The organism is Erwinia sp. ErVv1 (assembly GCF_900068895.1).
GTDB lineage: Bacteria > Pseudomonadota > Gammaproteobacteria > Enterobacterales > Enterobacteriaceae > Erwinia.
On the sequence record NZ_CDPK01000016.1, the window covers coordinates 69,868 to 88,005 of the forward strand.

The window sequence follows — 18,138 nt, forward strand, 5'->3', positions numbered from 1 at the left end:
AAGGGCAATGACGCCCTTCCGTATGGATAACATCATGAAATTAAAATCAGTACATGCCATTAACTGGAACCATATCGAGGATGACAAAGACCTGGAGGTCTGGAATCGTCTGACCTCTAATTTCTGGCTACCGGAGAAGGTTCCGCTGTCGAATGATATTCCTGCCTGGAATAGCCTGAATGCCGCCGAGCAGCAGCTGACCATTCGGGTATTCACCGGGCTGACGCTGCTTGACACCATTCAAAATACCGTCGGCGCCCCGGCGCTGATGGCCGATGCGCTGACGCCGCATGAAGAAGCCGTGATGTCTAACATCAGCTTTATGGAAGCGGTGCATGCCCGCTCTTACAGCTCCATTTTCTCCACGCTGTGCCATACCAGCGATGTCGATGCGGCCTATGCCTGGAGCGAAGAGAATCCGGCGCTGCAGCGCAAGGCAGAGATTATCCTGTCGCACTACCATCATGAAGACCCGCTAAAGAAGAAGATTGCCAGCGTGTTCCTGGAGTCCTTCCTGTTTTATTCGGGCTTCTATCTGCCGATGTACTGGTCCAGCCGGGGTAAGCTGACCAACACCGCCGATCTGATCCGCCTGATTATCAAAGATGAAGCCGTACACGGTTATTACATCGGTTATAAATTTCAGAAGGGGCTGGAGAAAGCGAGCCAGGCGCGTAAGGACGAGTTGCAACAGTTTGCCGTGGAACTGCTGCTGGCGCTCTATGAGAACGAAATAGCCTACAGCGAAGCACTTTATGACGGCGTGGGCTGGACGGAAGAGGTTAAAACCTTCCTGCATTACAACGCCAACAAGGCACTGATGAATCTGGGCTATGAGGCGCTTTTCCCCGCAGAACTGACCGCCGTAAACCCCGCTATCCTCTCTGCCCTGTCGCCGAATGCCGATGAAAACCATGATTTTTTCTCCGGGTCTGGTTCCTCGTACGTCATGGGCAAAGCGGTAGATACCGAAGACGAAGACTGGGACTTTTAATTTCCTCCGCGATGGCTGAATTCTTCAGCCATCGTTTAGTTTTGACCGTTAATATTGATTTTTATTAATCGTCCGTTCAATAAAAAAACCAAAGCCAAATTCAAATCATTCCCCGGGTTATTATTTCCTGTCAGCCGATGTGCAGAGGGGGAATATCACTGCCGCCCAACAGCCAATTACGGCCGGAATATTACTTTTTTTTCGCCATCATCAATTCTCCGCAATCCCTTACCCCTTCTGGCCTTTCGGGAGATTGTGGTCTCAGCGATAATTTCCTAACGCCCTTGCAAGGGTTGTCTCAGATTCTCAGTGTGCTAGGGTATAGGCCGCTAATATTCTATCAGGACACAGGAAAATAATAAGAAACTAACCGCTAACCAGGGAATCATTAATGCATGGCCATTAAACTCGAAGTTAAGAATCTCTATAAAGTTTTTGGGGAAAACCCAGACCGTGCTTTTAAGCATATTGAGAAAGGAATAAGCAAAGAAGCCCTTCTGGAGAAAACAGGGCTTTCTCTCGGGGTAAAAGACGCCAGTCTGGCCATTGAAGAAGGCGAGATATTCGTGATCATGGGGCTCTCCGGCTCCGGTAAGTCCACCATGGTTCGCCTTCTCAATCGTCTGATAGAACCCACTCGCGGTCAGGTAATTATCGACGGCGTCGATATCGCGAAAATATCCGAAAGTGAACTCCGTAAGGTACGACGAAATAAAATCAGCATGGTATTTCAGTCCTTCGCGCTAATGCCCCATATGACGGTATTAAATAATGCCGCATTTGGCATGGAATTAGCCGGTATTCCCCTGCAGGAACGTCAGGAAAAAGCGCTCGATGCCCTGCGCCAGGTGGGGCTGGATAATTATGCCCACGCCTACCCTGATGAATTATCCGGTGGCATGCGTCAGCGAGTGGGATTAGCCCGCGCACTGGCGATCAATCCCGATATATTGCTGATGGATGAAGCCTTCTCCGCGCTCGATCCCCTTATCCGCACCGAAATGCAGGATGAGCTGGTCAAGCTGCAATCGCGCCACCAGCGAACCATCGTCTTTATTTCCCACGACCTCGATGAGGCCATGCGTATTGGCGATCGCATTGCGATTATGCAGGGTGGTGAAGTGGTCCAGGTCGGTACGCCGGATGAGATCCTCAATAACCCGGCTAACGATTACGTTCGCACCTTCTTCCGCGGGGTGGATATCAGCCACGTCTTCAGCGCGAAGGATATTGCCCGCCGCAGCGCCAGCGCGCTGATGCGTAAAGCCCCCGGCTTCGGTCCGCGTTCAGCGATTAAACTGCTGCAGGATGAGGATCGCGAATATGGCTACGTGCTGGAAAAACAGAAGTTTATCGGCGTGGTGTCGACCGACTCGCTTAAGGCGGCGCTGGCCGCGGGTGAAGGCCTGGATCACGCCATTCTGGCCGATCCTGCCGCGATGCCGGGTGATACCTCGCTGAGCGACCTGCTCTCTCACGTCGCCCAGGCCCCCTGCGCGGTGCCGATCGTCGGAGAAGACAACCAGTATATCGGGATAATCTCGAAAGGCATGTTACTACAGGCATTAGACCGCGAGGGAGCCAGCAATGAGTAAGCAATCAATCGATCCCTGGGCCACCGCCTCCAACACGTCCGCTGCCGACGCATCCGCGGCACCCGCAGCCGATGCTTCGCAGTCAGCGGCCAGCAGCGATCCCTGGGCCACCGCACCGGCAGATGGCGGAAGCGCTTCCACTGCCGCTCCCGGCGGCGGCGATACCAGCGGCGCCTGGGGCTCGCCCGCCGGCGGCCACGATGCAGCGGGCAGCGGAGACTGGTTAAACAGCGCCCCCGCCCCCCAGGTGGAGCACTTCAGCATTCTGGATCCCTTCCATAAAACGCTGATCCCACTCGATAGCTGGGTGACCTCAGGCATTGACTGGGTGGTCACCCACTTCCGTCCGGTATTTCAGGGCATTCGCGTACCGGTGGATTATATCCTCAGCGCCTTTCAGCAGCTTCTGCTGGGAATGCCTGCGCCGGTGGCAATCATCATTTTTTCCCTGATCGCCTGGCAGCTCTCGAGCCTGGGAATGGGCATTGCGACCCTGATCTCACTGATCGCCATCGGGGCGATCGGTGCCTGGTCGCAGGCGATGGTGACCCTGGCACTGGTACTGACGGCCCTGCTGTTCTGCATCATCATCGGGCTACCGCTGGGGATCTGGCTGGCACGCAGTGAAAAGGCGGCCAAAATCATTCGTCCACTGCTGGATGCCATGCAAACCACGCCCGCCTTCGTCTATCTGGTACCGATTGTGATGCTGTTTGGCATCGGCAACGTGCCCGGCGTGGTGGTGACCATTATCTTTGCGCTGCCGCCGATTGTCCGCCTGACCATCCTGGGCATCAAACAGGTGCCTGCGGATCTGATCGAGGCCGCCGAATCCTTTGGGGCTAATCCGCGTCAGATGCTGTTCAAGGTCCAGCTTCCGCTGGCCATGCCAACCATTATGGCAGGCGTGAATCAGACTCTGATGCTGGCGCTGTCGATGGTCGTCATCGCCTCAATGATCGCCGTGGGCGGCCTGGGTCAGATGGTACTGCGCGGGATAGGCCGTCTGGATATGGGCCTGGCCACCGTGGGCGGCGTCGGGATTGTGATCCTCGCGATTATTCTGGATCGTCTGACCCAGTCGCTGGGACGTGACAGCCGCAGCCGTGGTCCCCGCCGCTGGTATGCAACGGGTCCCCTGGGACTCTTTACCCGACCCTTTATCCGCTAGCATTTCACTTTTGGCGGCGCGCTCAGAAGCGCCGCCTGCTTTTTCAGACAGAGTAATAACAATAAGGATCCACCATGCGAAAGACCGTACTGTTAGCCGCCGCATTAACTACGCTGGCGACGGCTCAAATCTCAGCCGCTGAGCTGCCGGGCAAAGGCATTACCGTCAAGCCAGTACAGAGCACCATTACGGAAGAGACCTTCCAGACCCTGCTGGTCAGCCGCGCACTGGAAAAACTCGGCTATACCGTCGAGCAGCCCAGCGAAGTGGATTACAATGTGGGCTACACCTCCATCGCTTCCGGCGACGGCACCTTTACTGCCGTGAACTGGCAGCCGCTGCACGACGATATGTATAAGGCCGCCGGTGGAGACGCTAAGTTCTACCGCGCCGGGACCTTTGTACAGGGCGCAGCGCAGGGCTATTTAATCGATAAGAAAACGGCCGAAAAATACCATATTACCCGTATCGATCAGCTGAAGGATCCTAAGCTGGCGAAGCTGTTTGACAGTAACGGCAACGGCAAAGCCGACCTGACCGGCTGTACGCCAGGCTGGGGCTGCGAAACGGTTATCAACCACCAGATACAGGCTTACGGTCTGAGCAATACGGTTGAACATAACCAGGGTAACTATTCAGCGATGATCGCCGATACCATTACCCGCTTCAAAGAGGGCAAACCTGTTCTCTACTATACCTGGACGCCGTACTGGGTGAGTGACGTACTGGTTCCGGGCCGCGATGTCGTCTGGCTGCAGGTGCCTTTCTCCTCTATGCCGGGTGAGCAGAAGAATGTGGATACCAAACTGCCAAACGGCGCAAACTACGGTTTCCCGGTTAATACAATGCATATTGTGGCGAATAAAGCCTGGGCAATGAAGAATCCAGCGGCCGCGAAGCTTTTCTCTGAAATGAAGCTGCCGATTGCTGATATCAACGCTCAGAACTCCCGTATGCATCAGGGCCAGTCTTCTGAAGCCGATATTAACGCGCACGTAGATGGCTGGATCAAAGCGCACCAGGCGCAGTTTGACGGCTGGGTCAAAGACGCCCTGGCCGCCGCAAAATAGCCTGAACGGGGTTATACCGCACGCCAGAGAGTAAACAGAGGGCAGCCGAGAGGCTGCCCTCACTGATTGTGCTGTCAGAAATCACGGAGAGGAGGCTTTATGACCAGGAAGCACGCTTACCGCCGCTGGCGACCGTCCTTACCCTTCCGACCCGCTCTTTATTCCGCGTTGAGCCGGTCATTTATTCTGTAAGCGACATATTTTTTAGGCTACTATTCAGTTACACCTGTTTTTATTAGTCTGATAATCATAATGAAATCCTCTCAGCCCGTCCTGAATACGCCGCTGGTTGCGCTGATGTCGCTGGCAACCGGTCTCTCCGTTGCCTGCAACTATTACGTTCAGCCCCTGTTGGAAACCGTTGCCCGCACCTTTGACCTTTCCGTAAACCAGGCCGGGTTTATCGTCACGACCGCACAGCTGGGCTATGCCGCCGGGCTGTTATTACTTGTGCCCCTGGGCGATATGCTGGAGCGGCGGGGACTCATCGTTATTATGAGCCTGCTGGCAGCCTGCGGCCTGGTGATCACCGCCCTTTCCCCGAGCCTGACGATTATGCTGCTGGGAACGGCACTGACCGGGCTGTTCTCGGTGGTGGCGCAGATCCTCGTACCGCTGGCGGCGACGCTGGCGGAACCGGCCAAACGCGGCAAGGTGGTAGGGACCGTAATGAGTGGGCTGCTGCTGGGGATCCTGCTGGCTCGGACCGTTGCGGGCGGCCTGGCACAGCTGGGAGGCTGGCGGACCGTATACTGGGTAGCCAGCGCGCTAATGGCGTTGATGGCGCTGGCGCTGTGGCGCTATCTCCCGCGCTACAGACAGTCGGTTCCGCTCAACTATGGGCAACTGCTCGGATCGATATTCACTCTGTACCGCACCAATCCTGTCCTGAGAACCCGCGCCGTCACCGGCTGCCTGGCCTTTGCAAATTTCAGCATACTCTGGACTTCAATGGCCTTTCTGTTGGCTTCGCCACCCTATGGCTATTCTGAAGGTAAAATTGGGCTACTGGGGCTGGTCGGTGCAGCCGGGGCGCTGGCGGCGCGGCAGGCGGGCGCACTGGCGGATAAGGGGAAAGCCCGCCTGACCACCACCGCAGGCCTGATCCTCTTGCTTATCTCCTGGGCCTTTACCGCGCTGGGAAGTCATTCACTGGCGGCGCTGATCGTGGGGATTATTCTGCTCGATCTGACGGTTCAGGGCGTACATATCACCAATCAAAGCGTCATCTACAGCCGGATGCCGGAGGCACGTAACCGCCTGACGGCAGGCTACATGACCAGCTACTTTATTGGCGGTGCGGCAGGCTCGCTGGTGTCAGCCAGTGCGTTTCAATATGCCGGATGGAAAGGCGTATGCCTGGCGGGGGCTTCATTAACTTTACTTAATATTTTGAGCTGGTGGCGCGGGTCTCGCCACGAAGTGGATACTCCTTAGCCTGCAAATAGTAAATTGAGGAAATTTCAGGCCCACTGCTCTGTTAAGCGGTTACACACTCTGGTATTGTTAGCGCCTGCTTATTCAGATTAGTTATTTTTTCAAGTGAAACTATTAAGTAGCAGGCTCAATTCGCCGGCGATCGCTGAACAGGATAAGGCATTCGCTCAATCCAGTCCCGTTGCTGTCCTGTGTGACAGTGGTCGGGAATAGCGGTCGTGGGTCGAAACACACCTGAATTTGCAAACCTTGTTACTGAGTGTGCCATCAGACTCAGGCGATCTCTATTTCTCTGAAGCGAGAATGGCACACGTATTAATAACCGCGCAATATGCACGGTTATCGGCCAGTAGTCGGAGGCGACCTTTACCTTCATCCCGGTTAATTTGGTGAAGAAATGATAAGCAGTCGTTATCCAATGCTCTGAGCCATTCAGCCCGCCCCCAGGGGTTTGGGATTAAGGCGTACAGCCTTAACTGACATCTGCGGCATCCCTGTTCGATGCTGCTCAGCACACTGGGTTATGGAGTGACCTGGAAATTACTGATGGTATTCCCGATCTCACATCGCCGGAGAAGAGGTGTTTATCGCCATCGTTACGATACCAGTTGCAACTTATGAGGTTCCCCCAGATGGAAAGTTCGTTTGCCCCTATTGAACAGATGCTTAATTTCCGCGCTAACCGTCAGAAAGACTTTCCTTTACAGGAGATAATGCTGACAAGACTGTGCATGCATATGCAGAGTAAGCTACTGGAAAATCGCAATAAAATGCTGAAAGCTCAGGGGATTAACGAGACGCTGTTTATGGCATTAATCACCCTGGATGCACAGGAAAACCACAGCATTCAACCTTCTGAACTCAGCGCCGCGCTCGGTTCATCCCGCACAAATGCCACGCGCATTGCAGACGAACTGGAGAAACGTGGCTGGATTGAGCGTCGTGAAAGTGACCACGATCGCCGTTGTCTGCATCTGCATCTGACTGATAAAGGGCATGAATTTCTTCGCCAGCTGCTGCCACCGCAGCATCAGTGCCTGCAACTCCTGTGGTCTGCACTAAGCGGCTCTGAGAAAAGTCAGCTGGAAAGCATTACGCGTAAGCTGCTGACCCGACTGGATCAAATGGACGAAGAGGAAGTCATTACGGCTCTTTCCCGCTAAGCTTGACCCAATAGCATATTGTGCGACGACGGTATCGCCGCTAATGGCTATTTTAGTCCGCTAATTTTGATCGGTGCCAGCGCTTACCCGCTGGCATTTTAGACTCCGGGCATGACTACCGACAGGTAGCATGCCCGGTTCGCATGGGAAACGTGGAGAACACCATGAGTGTAAATGTGGAGAATCAAACTCCTTCACAGCCGACTAATAAGAAGAAAAAGCGCAAAGTTGCGTTAATTTTCCTGGCCGTGCTGTTTATTTTAATCGGCGTTGTCTGGCTCGTTTACTGGTTGACGGTACTGCGCCACTTTCAGGACACCGACGATGCGTACGTTGCGGGTAACCAGGCACAAATTATGGCCCAGGTGTCGGGCAGCGTGAATAAGGTCTGGTTCGACAATACCGATTACGTTAAAAAGGGCGATGTGCTGCTGACGCTGGACAGAACCGATGCCGAACAGGCTTTTGAAAAGGCCCAGACTGCGCTGGCCACCAGCGTGCGTCAGACCCACCAGCTGATTATCAATGGCAGACAGTATCAGGCCACCATTGCGCTGCAAAAAACCGCTCTGGAACAGGCGCAGTCTGATCTTAAGCGCCGGGAGCCTCTCGGGGCCGCGAATCTCATTGGCCGCGAAGATTTACAACACTCGCGCGATGCCGTAGCCACGGCTAAAGCCCAGCTTGACGTTGCCACGCAGCAATATAATGCGAATCAGGCCATGGTGCTGAACACCTCGCTGGAAAATCAGCCCGCAGTCAAACAGAGCGCGGCTGAACTGCGCGATGCCTGGCTAAATCTGCAACGCACCAGCGTTATCAGCCCGATTGATGGCTTTGTTTCCCGCCGCAGCGTGCAGGTCGGCTCGCAAATCTCCCCGACTACGCCGCTGATGGCCGTCGTGCCTGCCAGCAACCTCTGGGTCGATGCGAATTTTAAAGAGACCCAGCTGGCTAATATGCGCATTGGGCAGCCTGCCACCGTAATCAGTGACATTTATGGCAGCGACGTAACCTATCACGGCAAGGTTGTTGGCCTGGATATGGGTACCGGCAGCGCCTTCTCGCTGCTGCCTGCACAGAATGCCACCGGCAACTGGATCAAAGTGGTTCAGCGCCTGCCGGTTCGTATAGAGCTGGATCCGCAGGAAGTGGTGAAACATCCGCTCAGAATCGGCCTTTCCACCCAGGTCAACGTGGATACCAGCAATATCGACGGTGCCGTGCTGGCGACCCGGGTACGCTCAACGCCCGCCTATGAAAGTAATGCGCTGGCGCTGGATCTCGCACCTGTTGATAAGCTGATCGCAGAGATCGTCCGCGCCAATGCGGGTTAAGAGGGCGAGAGGCTAATGGCACAAAAACCGCTTGAAGGCGCTCAGCTGGTTCTGATGACGATTGCGCTGTCGCTGGCGACGTTTATGCAGGTGCTGGACTCCACGATTGCTAACGTCGCTATACCGACTATCGCCGGGAACCTGGGGGCATCGAACTCCCAGGGAACCTGGGTCATTACCTCATTTGGCGTGGCCAATGCGATATCCATTCCCATTACCGGCTGGCTGGCAAAACGCGTCGGCGAAGTGAAGCTGTTTCTGTGGGCGACGGTAGGCTTTGCTGTCGCTTCATGGCTATGCGGGATGTCCAACAGCCTGACCATGCTGATCTTTTTCCGCGTGATCCAGGGCGTGGTGGCAGGTCCGTTAATTCCGCTGTCGCAAAGTCTGCTGTTGAGTAACTATCCCCCCGCTAAACGCAGTATTGCCCTGTCACTCTGGGCGATGACGGTGATTGTGGCCCCCATATGCGGCCCGATCCTTGGCGGCTGGATCAGTGACAACTACCACTGGGGATGGATTTTCTTTATCAACGTCCCCATCGGTGCGGTAGTGGTCATGCTGGCGCTGCAAACGCTGCGAAATCGCGAGACGCCAACGGTCATCCGGCCGATAGATACCGTCGGGCTGGTCCTGCTGGTGGTCGGTATCGGTTGTCTGCAGGTGATGCTTGACCGCGGCAAAGAGCTGGACTGGTTTAGCTCGCAGGAAATTATTGTCCTGACGGTAATTGCGGTGATCGCACTGGCGGTACTGCTGGTATGGGAGCTGACCGATGACCATCCCATTGTTGATCTGTCACTGTTTAAGTCGCGAAACTTCACTATTGGCTGCCTGTCTATCAGCCTGGCCTATATGCTCTATTTTGGATCCATCGTGCTGCTGCCCCAGCTGCTTCAGGAGGTCTACGGCTATACGGCGACATGGGCCGGGCTGGCATCAGCGCCGGTTGGGATCATTCCGGTTATTTTGTCGCCCATTATCGGCAGGTTTGCGCACCGGCTGGATATGCGCAAGCTGGTGACCTTTAGCTTTATCATGTATGCCGTCTGCTTCTACTGGCGAGCCTATACGTTTGAACCGGGGATGAATTTTGGGGCTTCTGCCTGGCCTCAGTTTATTCAGGGGTTTGCGGTGGCCTGCTTCTTTATGCCTCTGACCACCATTACCCTTTCCGGTCTGGCACCGGATCGGCTGGCGGCGGCATCCAGCCTGTCAAACTTTACCCGAACGCTGGCGGGCTCGATTGGTACCTCGATCACCACCACCATGTGGACCGACAGAGAATCAATGCATCACAGCTATCTCAGCGAGTCCGTCAATGCGTATAATGTCAATTCCCAGGCGATGTACAGCAAGCTGGAAAGTCTTGGCATGACGCATGAGCAGGCGTCGGCGTGGATTGCGCAGCAAATCACTAATCAGGGCCTGATTATCTCCGCTAATGAGATTTTCTGGGCCTCAGCGGCCGTTTTCCTCGGCCTGCTGGTGCTTATCTGGTTTGCCCGTCCGCCCTTTGGTGCGGGCAGCGGAGGAGGCGGAGGCGCGCACTAGAGGTTGCGCTTTCAGCCATAAAAAAACGGGCCCTTGCGAGGCCCGTTTTCTTTTGCACGGCGTCTTACGCGTTCTGACGCCACCACTCTGCCAGCAGAATACCGGTCGCGACAGAAACGTTGAGGCTTTCAACATTTCCGGTGCCACTGATGGAAACGCTGAGATCTCCCTGCTGCATCGTGCTTTCAGAAAGCCCGTCGCGCTCCTGCCCCAACACCAATACCATTTTGGCAGGAAACTCTGCCTGCGACAGCGGGGTGCCTTTATGGCTGGACGTGGTCACGATGGTGTAGCCCGCCTTGCGAAACGCACTCAATCCGGCGGCAAAACTTTCACCGCTAATGGCCTGAATATGTTCAGCCCCGCCTTCAGCCGTGCGCACGGCGGCGCCCGATTCCAGCAGGGAAGCATCATCTACCAGCAGCCCTTTCGCACCGAAGTGCGCGCAGCTGCGCATCATGCCGCCCAGGTTGTGCGGGTTGCCGATATCTTCCAGCGCCAGCACACAATCCTTTTCGCCCGCGTTTGACAGCCACTCGCTGACGGGCATGCCCATACGCTTTTTAATCAGGAAGCAGACGCCACCGTGATGCTCAGTCCCGGAAGCTTTAACCAGCTCGTCTTCCTCGACCACGTGATAGGCCTTACGGTTGGCCGCCATCCACTTCAGCGCGTCGCGGAAGCGAGGCGTGACGCTCTGCACAAACCATGCGCGGACAATACAGTCCGGACGGCTTTGAAACAGGGCCTGACAGGCATTTTCGCCATATACGCGCGTCTCTTCCATACGCTGACGCCGGATCTGTTCCGGGTCGATATAGCTTTTACCGCTGATGCCGCCGTGATCCGGGCGCGCCTCTTCGGTTGCAGACGGTGCGCGAGAAACCGTACGCCACGGCGAATCACTCGGAAGTGCGTCGCGATCGCGCCCGCCACGCGGTTTGCTGTCTGCGTTACGTGAAGGACGACGGCTGTCATCCTGACGAGGTCCACCTTTACCGGTGCGGGGATTTTTCCCGCCTTTGTTGCTCTCGTCATCACCACGGACATACATCACTTTGACTTTTCCGCTTTTACCTTTAAATTCGTCGTTCATTTTCCCTCCACCTGGCTGAGCGCGAAGCGCGCAGATTACCTGATGTGGCGGCGCTTAGCTATTAACTTCCGCCACAAAGGGCGAATGCGCCTTTTTCCGGCTTTGGCCGGTTCTGAAAGCATCAGGCAGATATTGCCTATTATACCCATTGAACAAATCTCTTTGTGGCTTAACCCTGGCCGAACCATAATTGTCGCTGGCTTCATAACGAATATAGTAAGTGAACGCTTACCCCTATTAGCACCGAGGTGAATACATGAATACGGTTTGTGCATCATGCCAGGCAACGAATCGCGTTCCACAGGAACGCACGGCCGACGGTGCGAAATGCGGACGCTGCGGGAATACCTTGTTCAACGGGGAGGTTATCGCGGCAACCACTGCCACCCTCGATAAGTATTTGCAGGACGACCTTCCTGTAGTGGTCGATTTCTGGGCGCCCTGGTGTGGTCCCTGTGTCAATTTCGCGCCGATCTACAAAGACGTGGCGGAAGAGCGCAGCGGCGAAATTCGCTTTATTAAAGTGAATACCGAAGCAGATCCAGAACTCAGCGCGCGCTTTCGTATACGCAGCATCCCTACCATTATGATTTTCAAACAGGGCAAGATGGTCGATATGCTTAGCGGAGCCATGCCTAAAGCCCCCTTTAATGAGTGGCTGAACGAGAATCTGTAAAGCTCCCCTGTAAGCGCTTACCAACCTTTAGCGGATTAAACGTGGGCAAGTTCCCGTTAGTCGTGGCCATCACGGTATGGCCACTACTGCTTATCCGCCCTTTTCGGTAGAATGACTTCTTTGCCTGAAAGGGTTTCTTTACCTGATAAGCCGCTATGACTGAAAACGCAGTCCTTACTCTTCGCGCCGAACGTCTGGCCCGATCAACCCGCCCCTTTTTAGCGCGCGGTAATCGAATCCCTCGCTGTCAGCGCTGTCTCCTGCCCGTTAAAAACTGTCTGTGCGACCAGCTTCACCCCCAACAGGCCCGGAGCCGCTTCTGCCTGGTTATGTTCGATACGGAACCGATGAAACCCAGCAATACCGGCAGGCTGATCGCCGATATTCTGCCGGAAACCCTGGCGTTTGGCTGGTCACGCACCGAACCGGATCCTGCCCTGTTAGCTGCGGTGAAAAACCCTAAGGTTCAGCCCATGGTGGTATTCCCCGCCTCCTATGCCGACCCAGGCAGGGCTGTTATCGACGTCCCGCCACAAAGCGGTAAGCCACCGCTGTTTATTATGCTGGATGGCACCTGGCCGGAGGCCAGAAAGATGTTCCGTAAAAGCCCCTGGCTTGATGGCTTTCCCGTGATGTCGCTGACGCTGACCACCCCCTCCAATTATCAGCTACGTGGCATCCACGCTCAGGGACAGCACTGTACGGCAGAAGTCGCGGCCGAGCTGCTGATACAGGCGGGGGATATTACCGCCGGAACCGCACTATCCCGGCATTTTGACCTTTTTCGCCAGCGCTATCTTGCCGGTAAACCTCACCCGCCACGCTAAGCCGCTGCCGGATTTGGCCGGACTCCCCAGCAGGATAACGACGCTTATAATCAGCTGAACAACATTACGTATCCCGATTGTGCTATGTGGAACAACGATTGAATGAACCTGTCCGCCCTGCAAACGCTATCACTGATGTAAAGAGGGACGTCTCTCTTCCCGCAGGTGCCCGCGATCAATAATCTGCACCTCATCGAGGTTATCCCAGCCAGAACGCGTTAGAATCAGGCGAGTCCAGCCAAAGGGAGCAGGAAATGAGCCAACGTGGATTAGAAGCGCTATTGCGACCCCGTTCGATCGCCGTTATTGGGGCCTCTGTTCGCCCGGACCGTGCCGGATACCTGATGATGCGCAACCTGCTGGCGGGGGGCTTCAGCGGCCCCATTCTGCCCGTTACGCCAAAATATCAGGCGGTATGCGGCGTGCTGGCGTGCCGGGATGTCGCCAGCCTGCCACTTTCACCCGATCTCGCGGTTATCTGTACACATGCCAGTCGTAATCTTGAGCTTCTGGAAGCGCTGGGTAAGCGAGGCTGCAAAGCCTGTATCATTCTCTCTGCCCCCGCCAGCCAGCGCGATGCGCTAAAAAGCTGCGCCAGCCAGTGGCAAATTCGTCTGCTCGGCCCCAACAGTCTTGGTCTGCTGGCACCCTGGCAGGGGCTAAATGCCAGCTTCTCGCCCGTTCCCATCGCCCAGGGAAAGCTGGCCTTTATCTCCCAGTCCGCTGCCGTTTCAAATACCATTCTCGACTGGGCACAGCAGCGTCAGCTGGGCTTTTCGTGGTTTATTTCACTGGGCGACAGCCTGGATATCGATGCTGACGATCTGCTCGATTTCCTGGCGCGTGACGGCAAGACCAGTGCGATCCTGCTCTATCTTGAGCACCTTAGCGATGCGCGCCGCTTCGTCTCTGCTGCCCGTAGCGCCTCACGTAACAAGCCTATTCTGGTGATTAAAAGCGGCCGCAGCCAGCAGGCACAGAGGCTGCTCAAAACCTATGGCGGGCTGGATGCCGCCTGGGATGCGGCGATCCAGCGCGCAGGTATGCTGCGGGTGCATGATACCCATGAGCTGTTCTCTGCGGTGGAGACTCTGAGCCATATGCGTCCCCTGCGCGGTGAACGACTAATGATCGTCAGTAATGGTGCTGCCCCTGCTGCACTGGCCCTTGACGAGCTGGATGCGCGTAACGGCAAGCTGGCCATTCTTAATGATGAATTGCTGGCTGACCTGAAAACGCTGTTATCGGATGACGTTATTCCAGGCAATCCACTGGATCTGAAGGATGACGCGACACCCGCGCGCTACGTACAGGCCGTGACCCGACTGCTGGACTGTCAGGAAATTGATGCGCTGATGATTATCCATGCTCCCAGCGCGGTCGCTCCCGCTACGCTTACGGCCCAATTGCTGATCGATGCGATCGGAAAACACCCCAGAGCCCGGCAGGTTTCGCTCCTGACCAACTGGAGCGGGGAGTTTTCTTCCCTGGAGGCGCGCAGGTTATTTAACGATGCCGGTATCCCCACCTACCGTACGCCTGAAGGAACCATAACGGCCTTTATGCATATGGTGGAGTATCGCCGTAATCAGAAACAGCTGCGCGAAACGCCCTCCCTCCCGGTCGGTCTGACGGCGAATACGGCGGATGCACATCGTCTTATACGTCAGGCGCTGGATGAAGGGGCTTCGACGCTGGACACGCATGAAGTGCAGCCTATCCTTCGGGCCTATGGTCTGAGTACGCTGCCGACCTGGATTGCCAGCGATAGCGCAGAGGCCGTGCATATTGCCGGCCAGATTGGTTATCCGGTTGCGCTTAAGCTACGCTCTCCCGATATTCCACATAAATCCGACATCCAGGGCGTGATGCTCTATTTACGTACGGCCAGCGAGGTGCAACACGCAGCGGAAGCGATTTTCGATCGCGTCAGGCTGGCCTGGCCTCAGGCAAATATTCATGGGCTGCTGGTGCAGAGCATGGCAAATCGCGCTGGCGCTCAGGAATTAAGGATTGTTGTCGAGCAGGATGCCGTTTTTGGTCCGCTGATTATGCTGGGCGAAGGCGGAATTGAATGGCAGGCAGACAGGCAGGCCGTCGTGGCGCTGCCGCCGCTGAATATGACGCTGGCACGTTATCTGGTGGCTCAGGCAATCAAGAGCGGTAAGCTGCGTGGGCGTAGTGCGCTACAGCCCCTTGATATCAATGGCATCAGCCAGGTGCTGGTTCGGGTTTCTAACCTGATAGTTGACTGCCCTGAAATTGTCCGACTTGATATCCATCCGCTGCTGGCCGCGGGTAGCGAATTTTCCCTGCTTGATGTCACCATGCAGCTTGCCGAATTTTCCGGCGATCCCGAGGCCCGGCTGACAATCCGGCCTTATCCATCTGCGCTTGAAGAACGCGTGGAGATGAAAAATGGCCAGTCCTGTCTTTTCCGCCCGATCCTGCCAGAAGATGAGCCTCTGCTGCGCAGGTTTATTTCCCAGGTGACAAAGGAAGATCTCTACTACCGCTACTTTAGTGAGATCAATGAGTTCACTCATGACGATTTGGCGAACATGACGCAAATCGACTACGATCGGGAAATGGCGATCGTCGCCGTACGCCAGCACAATGGCGAAGAGGAAATCATTGGCGTTACGCGGGCTATTTCAGATGCGGATAATATTGATGCCGAGTTTTCCGTACTGGTGCGATCCGATCTCAAAGGACTCGGGCTGGGGCGACGTCTGCTGGAAAAAATGATCGCTTATACCCGCGAGCATGGGTTATTACAACTCAACGGCATTACCATGCCGGGCAACCGGGGCATGATCACGCTGGCGCGCAAGCTAGGATTTTCCGTCGATATCCAGCTTGAGGATGGCATTGTCAGCCTTTCACTCGCCCTGATGTCGCCTTCCGGATAAAGTCTGGAAACGTAAAAATGGCCTCTTCTATGCCAGGTAATGTATTATACGGGGTTAGAGTGATGATTTTATGGCAGGTGCCATTCCATGAACAGAGAAGATACGCACTGTGATGTTGTCTAAATTTAAACGTAATAAACACCAACAGCACCTTGCGCAACTACCCAAACTGTCTCAGTCGGTTGCTGATTTCACCACGCTGTATTCTCCTGCGGATTTTCATCGTACGCTTCTGGAAAGAATAGCCGGGGCCACGCGTCGTATCTGTATTGTGGCGCTCTATCTGGAAAATGATGACGGCGGCCGCAGCATTCTTTCAGCGCTGTATGAGGCGAAGCGGCTGCGCCCGGAGCTTGAGATCCGCATACTGGTCGACTGGCATCGCGCTCAGCGAGGCAGAATTGGCGCCGCCCGCGGTGCAACTAACGCGGACTGGTATTGCGAAATGGCTGAGCAGCATGCGGATGTCGCCATTGAGGTTTACGGTGTACCGGTCAATACGCGCGAAGCGCTGGGCGTGCTGCATCTGAAAGGGTCGGTGATTGATGATACGCTTCTCTATACCGGTGCCAGTCTTAACGACGTTTATCTTCATCAGCATGATAAATATCGCTATGACCGTTACCAGGTCATCAAAAACCCCGTACTGGCTGATACCCTAATTCACTGGATTGATAAAAACCTGATCCAGGCGGAAGCTGTTCATCGGCTTGATAATCATGAACGCCCTAAAAGCCCGGAAATCAAAAATGAAACCCGTCAGTTCCGTCAGGATCTGCGAGGATTCGATTATGAATTCACAGGTGATGCCACCAATGAACAACTGGCGGTCACGCCGCTGGTCGGTTTGGGCAAGCACAGCCTGCTGAATAAGACCATTTTCCATTTGATGCCCTGCGCTGAACATAAGCTTACGCTCTGTACGCCCTATTTTAATATGCCGGCGATCCTGGCCCGGAATATCATCTGGCTGTTACGTCGGGGAAAAGAGGTTGAAATCATCGTTGGCGACAAAACCGCTAATGACTTTTACATTCCAGAGGATCAGCCTTTCAAGATTATCGGCGCTCTTCCCTATTTGTATGAGATCAACCTTCGACGCTTTCTGAGCCGCCTGCAGTACTACGTCACGAATGGACAGCTACAGGTCAGGCTGTGGAAAGATGGGGAGAACAGCTACCATTTGAAAGGCATGTGGGTTGATGATGAGTGGATGCTCATCACCGGTAATAACCTCAATCCAAGGGCTTGGCGCCTCGATCTTGAAAATGCCGTGCTTATCCACGATCCCTTACAAGAGCTGGCCGATCAAAGTGCGCGTGAGCTCAGTTTGATCCGCGAACATACTACCGTAGTGAAGCATTTCCGCGATCTCGAAAGCATTGCGGACTATCCTCTTAAGGTGCGTAAACTGATCCGCCGGCTCCGCCGCATTCGTATCGACAGGCTTATCAGCCGGATCCTCTAAAACGTCTGAATTTGCGTTTTCTTTTACAGGCCCTGTCTTCGCACGGGGCCTTTTTACAGGAAAAGCACATGCGTCAATTTCTGCTTATTGCCACGCTAAGCTGCACTGGCTGTACCCACCTGGCACAGGACGACTGGACAGGAAAGGATAAGGCGCAGCACTTTCTCTCTTCTGCTTTTTTCTCGGCAGCCGGTAATGCATATGGTGAACATCAGAACTGGAGTGACAGGCACAGCGGCAGCTTTGGGCTGATGTTTGCCCTGAGTCTGGGCGCAGCCAAGGAGCTTTATGATAGCCGCGAAGGAGGAACGGGCTGGAGCTGGAAAGATTTTAGCTGGGACGTTGCGGGTGCGGCGGCAGGGTATGCGCTGTGGAGCCTTGATCGTTAACCGGCCTAAGAGCGGCTTTTTTCCCCGCCCCCATAACGCAAAAAACCCTGACCGTGAGGTCAGGGTTATTGCTTTATTTGATGCCTGGCAGTTCCCTACTCTCGCATGGGGANCCCCACACTACCATCGGCGCTACGGCGTTTCACTTCTGAGTTCGGCATGGGGTCAGGTGGGACCACCGCGCTACAGCCGCCAGGCAAATCTTGGTGCACGGAACGAATATTTTGCGCTGCTGCTGCGTTGGCCGCACTTGCAAACTCAGTCACATACCGGTGTATGCTCCTTCCTTCGCTGCGTTTGCCGCCCTGCTTCAGCACAAACTCTTTCGTTCCCGCTAATCTTTTAAATCACACTCCGCGTACTCACGTCCGCAGGGCAGATAAAATCTCTTGCTCCGTCCCGCATGCGTAATAGGCAGAACAGCTTAATTCTTGTCCGGATAAGCTGAA

The 18,138-nt window shown here is 55.0% G+C and carries 14 protein-coding genes and 1 rRNA gene; 13 read left to right on the forward strand and 2 right to left on the reverse strand.

Annotated features, from left to right (window positions below):
* The first annotated feature begins 7 nt into the window (after positions 1–7).
* From nrdF to emrB, 8 genes are all read left to right on the forward strand, one after another.
* Complete coding sequence (gene nrdF, locus A1830_RS18430; RefSeq protein WP_073981056.1) at positions 8–994, forward strand: class 1b ribonucleoside-diphosphate reductase subunit beta; 987 nt, start codon at positions 8–10, stop codon at positions 992–994.
* Between the two features lie 395 nt (positions 995–1,389).
* Entirely contained in the window at positions 1,390–2,589 is a 1,200-nt protein-coding gene (proV, locus tag A1830_RS18435; RefSeq protein WP_067709635.1) for a glycine betaine/L-proline ABC transporter ATP-binding protein ProV, read from the forward strand.
* Positions 2,582–3,760: a glycine betaine/L-proline ABC transporter permease ProW gene (proW, locus tag A1830_RS18440; RefSeq protein WP_067709638.1), complete on the forward strand. Its 1,179-nt coding sequence runs from the start codon at positions 2,582–2,584 to the stop codon at positions 3,758–3,760. Before proV ends, proW begins: the two co-directional genes overlap by 8 nt.
* Before the next feature lie 74 nt (positions 3,761–3,834).
* Positions 3,835–4,830 carry a glycine betaine/L-proline ABC transporter substrate-binding protein ProX gene (proX, locus tag A1830_RS18445; protein WP_067709641.1) on the forward strand — a complete coding sequence of 332 codons (996 nt, stop codon included), beginning with the start codon at positions 3,835–3,837 and terminating at the stop codon, positions 4,828–4,830.
* 252 nt (positions 4,831–5,082) lie between these two features.
* On the forward strand, positions 5,083–6,267 hold the full coding sequence (locus A1830_RS18450; RefSeq protein WP_067709643.1) for an MFS transporter: 1,185 nt from the start codon (positions 5,083–5,085) through the stop codon (positions 6,265–6,267).
* A 632-nt stretch (positions 6,268–6,899) separates the two neighbouring features.
* The gene (gene mprA / locus A1830_RS18455) at positions 6,900–7,430 is read left to right on the forward strand and encodes a transcriptional repressor MprA (protein WP_067709646.1); all 531 of its coding nucleotides are present in this window, start codon (positions 6,900–6,902) and stop codon (positions 7,428–7,430) included.
* A gap of 164 nt (positions 7,431–7,594) precedes the next feature.
* Entirely contained in the window at positions 7,595–8,767 is a 1,173-nt protein-coding gene (emrA, locus tag A1830_RS18460) for a multidrug efflux MFS transporter periplasmic adaptor subunit EmrA (RefSeq protein WP_067709668.1), read from the forward strand.
* Between the two features lie 15 nt (positions 8,768–8,782).
* The gene (emrB, locus tag A1830_RS18465; protein WP_067709648.1) at positions 8,783–10,321 is read left to right on the forward strand and encodes a multidrug efflux MFS transporter permease subunit EmrB; all 1,539 of its coding nucleotides are present in this window, start codon (positions 8,783–8,785) and stop codon (positions 10,319–10,321) included.
* Positions 10,322–10,385: 64 nt separating this feature from the next.
* Here the strand turns inward: emrB and A1830_RS18470 are convergent, their stop codons facing one another.
* A complete protein-coding gene (locus A1830_RS18470) occupies positions 10,386–11,417 on the reverse strand; it encodes a tRNA/rRNA methyltransferase (protein ID WP_067709650.1) in 1,032 nt (343 codons plus the stop codon).
* 256 nt (positions 11,418–11,673) lie between these two features.
* On the opposite strand from A1830_RS18470, the gene trxC reads away from it, so the two are divergent.
* From trxC to A1830_RS18495, 5 genes are all read left to right on the forward strand, one after another.
* The gene (gene trxC / locus A1830_RS18475) at positions 11,674–12,093 is read left to right on the forward strand and encodes a thioredoxin TrxC (RefSeq protein ID WP_067709652.1); all 420 of its coding nucleotides are present in this window, start codon (positions 11,674–11,676) and stop codon (positions 12,091–12,093) included.
* Between the two features lie 155 nt (positions 12,094–12,248).
* Positions 12,249–12,920 carry a tRNA-uridine aminocarboxypropyltransferase gene (locus A1830_RS18480; RefSeq protein ID WP_067709655.1) on the forward strand — a complete coding sequence of 224 codons (672 nt, stop codon included), beginning with the start codon at positions 12,249–12,251 and terminating at the stop codon, positions 12,918–12,920.
* A gap of 254 nt (positions 12,921–13,174) precedes the next feature.
* Positions 13,175–15,832 carry a bifunctional acetate--CoA ligase family protein/GNAT family N-acetyltransferase gene (locus tag A1830_RS18485; protein ID WP_067709657.1) on the forward strand — a complete coding sequence of 886 codons (2,658 nt, stop codon included), beginning with the start codon at positions 13,175–13,177 and terminating at the stop codon, positions 15,830–15,832.
* A 112-nt stretch (positions 15,833–15,944) separates the two neighbouring features.
* The gene (gene pssA / locus A1830_RS18490; RefSeq protein ID WP_067709660.1) at positions 15,945–17,300 is read left to right on the forward strand and encodes a CDP-diacylglycerol--serine O-phosphatidyltransferase; all 1,356 of its coding nucleotides are present in this window, start codon (positions 15,945–15,947) and stop codon (positions 17,298–17,300) included.
* 68 nt (positions 17,301–17,368) lie between these two features.
* Positions 17,369–17,689: a YfiM family lipoprotein gene (locus A1830_RS18495; protein ID WP_067709662.1), complete on the forward strand. Its 321-nt coding sequence runs from the start codon at positions 17,369–17,371 to the stop codon at positions 17,687–17,689.
* 82 nt (positions 17,690–17,771) lie between these two features.
* Here the strand turns inward: A1830_RS18495 and rrf are convergent.
* Positions 17,772–17,886, reverse strand: a 5S ribosomal RNA gene (rrf, locus tag A1830_RS18500).
* Between the last annotated feature and the right edge of the window lie 252 nt (positions 17,887–18,138).

Coding starts and splice junctions, on each gene's coding strand:
- emrA (WP_067709668.1), top strand. CDS start 7,595: ATGAGTGTAAATGTGGAGAATCAAACTCCTTCACAGCCGACTAATAAG.
- proV (WP_067709635.1), top strand. CDS start 1,390: ATGGCCATTAAACTCGAAGTTAAGAATCTCTATAAAGTTTTTGGGGAA.
- A1830_RS18480 (WP_067709655.1), top strand. CDS start 12,249: ATGACTGAAAACGCAGTCCTTACTCTTCGCGCCGAACGTCTGGCCCGA.
- A1830_RS18495 (WP_067709662.1), top strand. CDS start 17,369: ATGCGTCAATTTCTGCTTATTGCCACGCTAAGCTGCACTGGCTGTACC.
- A1830_RS18485 (WP_067709657.1), top strand. CDS start 13,175: ATGAGCCAACGTGGATTAGAAGCGCTATTGCGACCCCGTTCGATCGCC.
- emrB (WP_067709648.1), top strand. CDS start 8,783: ATGGCACAAAAACCGCTTGAAGGCGCTCAGCTGGTTCTGATGACGATT.
- trxC (WP_067709652.1), top strand. CDS start 11,674: ATGAATACGGTTTGTGCATCATGCCAGGCAACGAATCGCGTTCCACAG.
- pssA (WP_067709660.1), top strand. CDS start 15,945: ATGTTGTCTAAATTTAAACGTAATAAACACCAACAGCACCTTGCGCAA.
- nrdF (WP_073981056.1), top strand. CDS start 8: ATGACGCCCTTCCGTATGGATAACATCATGAAATTAAAATCAGTACAT.
- proX (WP_067709641.1), top strand. CDS start 3,835: ATGCGAAAGACCGTACTGTTAGCCGCCGCATTAACTACGCTGGCGACG.
- A1830_RS18450 (WP_067709643.1), top strand. CDS start 5,083: ATGAAATCCTCTCAGCCCGTCCTGAATACGCCGCTGGTTGCGCTGATG.
- A1830_RS18470 (WP_067709650.1), bottom strand. CDS start 11,417: ATGAACGACGAATTTAAAGGTAAAAGCGGAAAAGTCAAAGTGATGTAT.
- mprA (WP_067709646.1), top strand. CDS start 6,900: ATGGAAAGTTCGTTTGCCCCTATTGAACAGATGCTTAATTTCCGCGCT.
- proW (WP_067709638.1), top strand. CDS start 2,582: ATGAGTAAGCAATCAATCGATCCCTGGGCCACCGCCTCCAACACGTCC.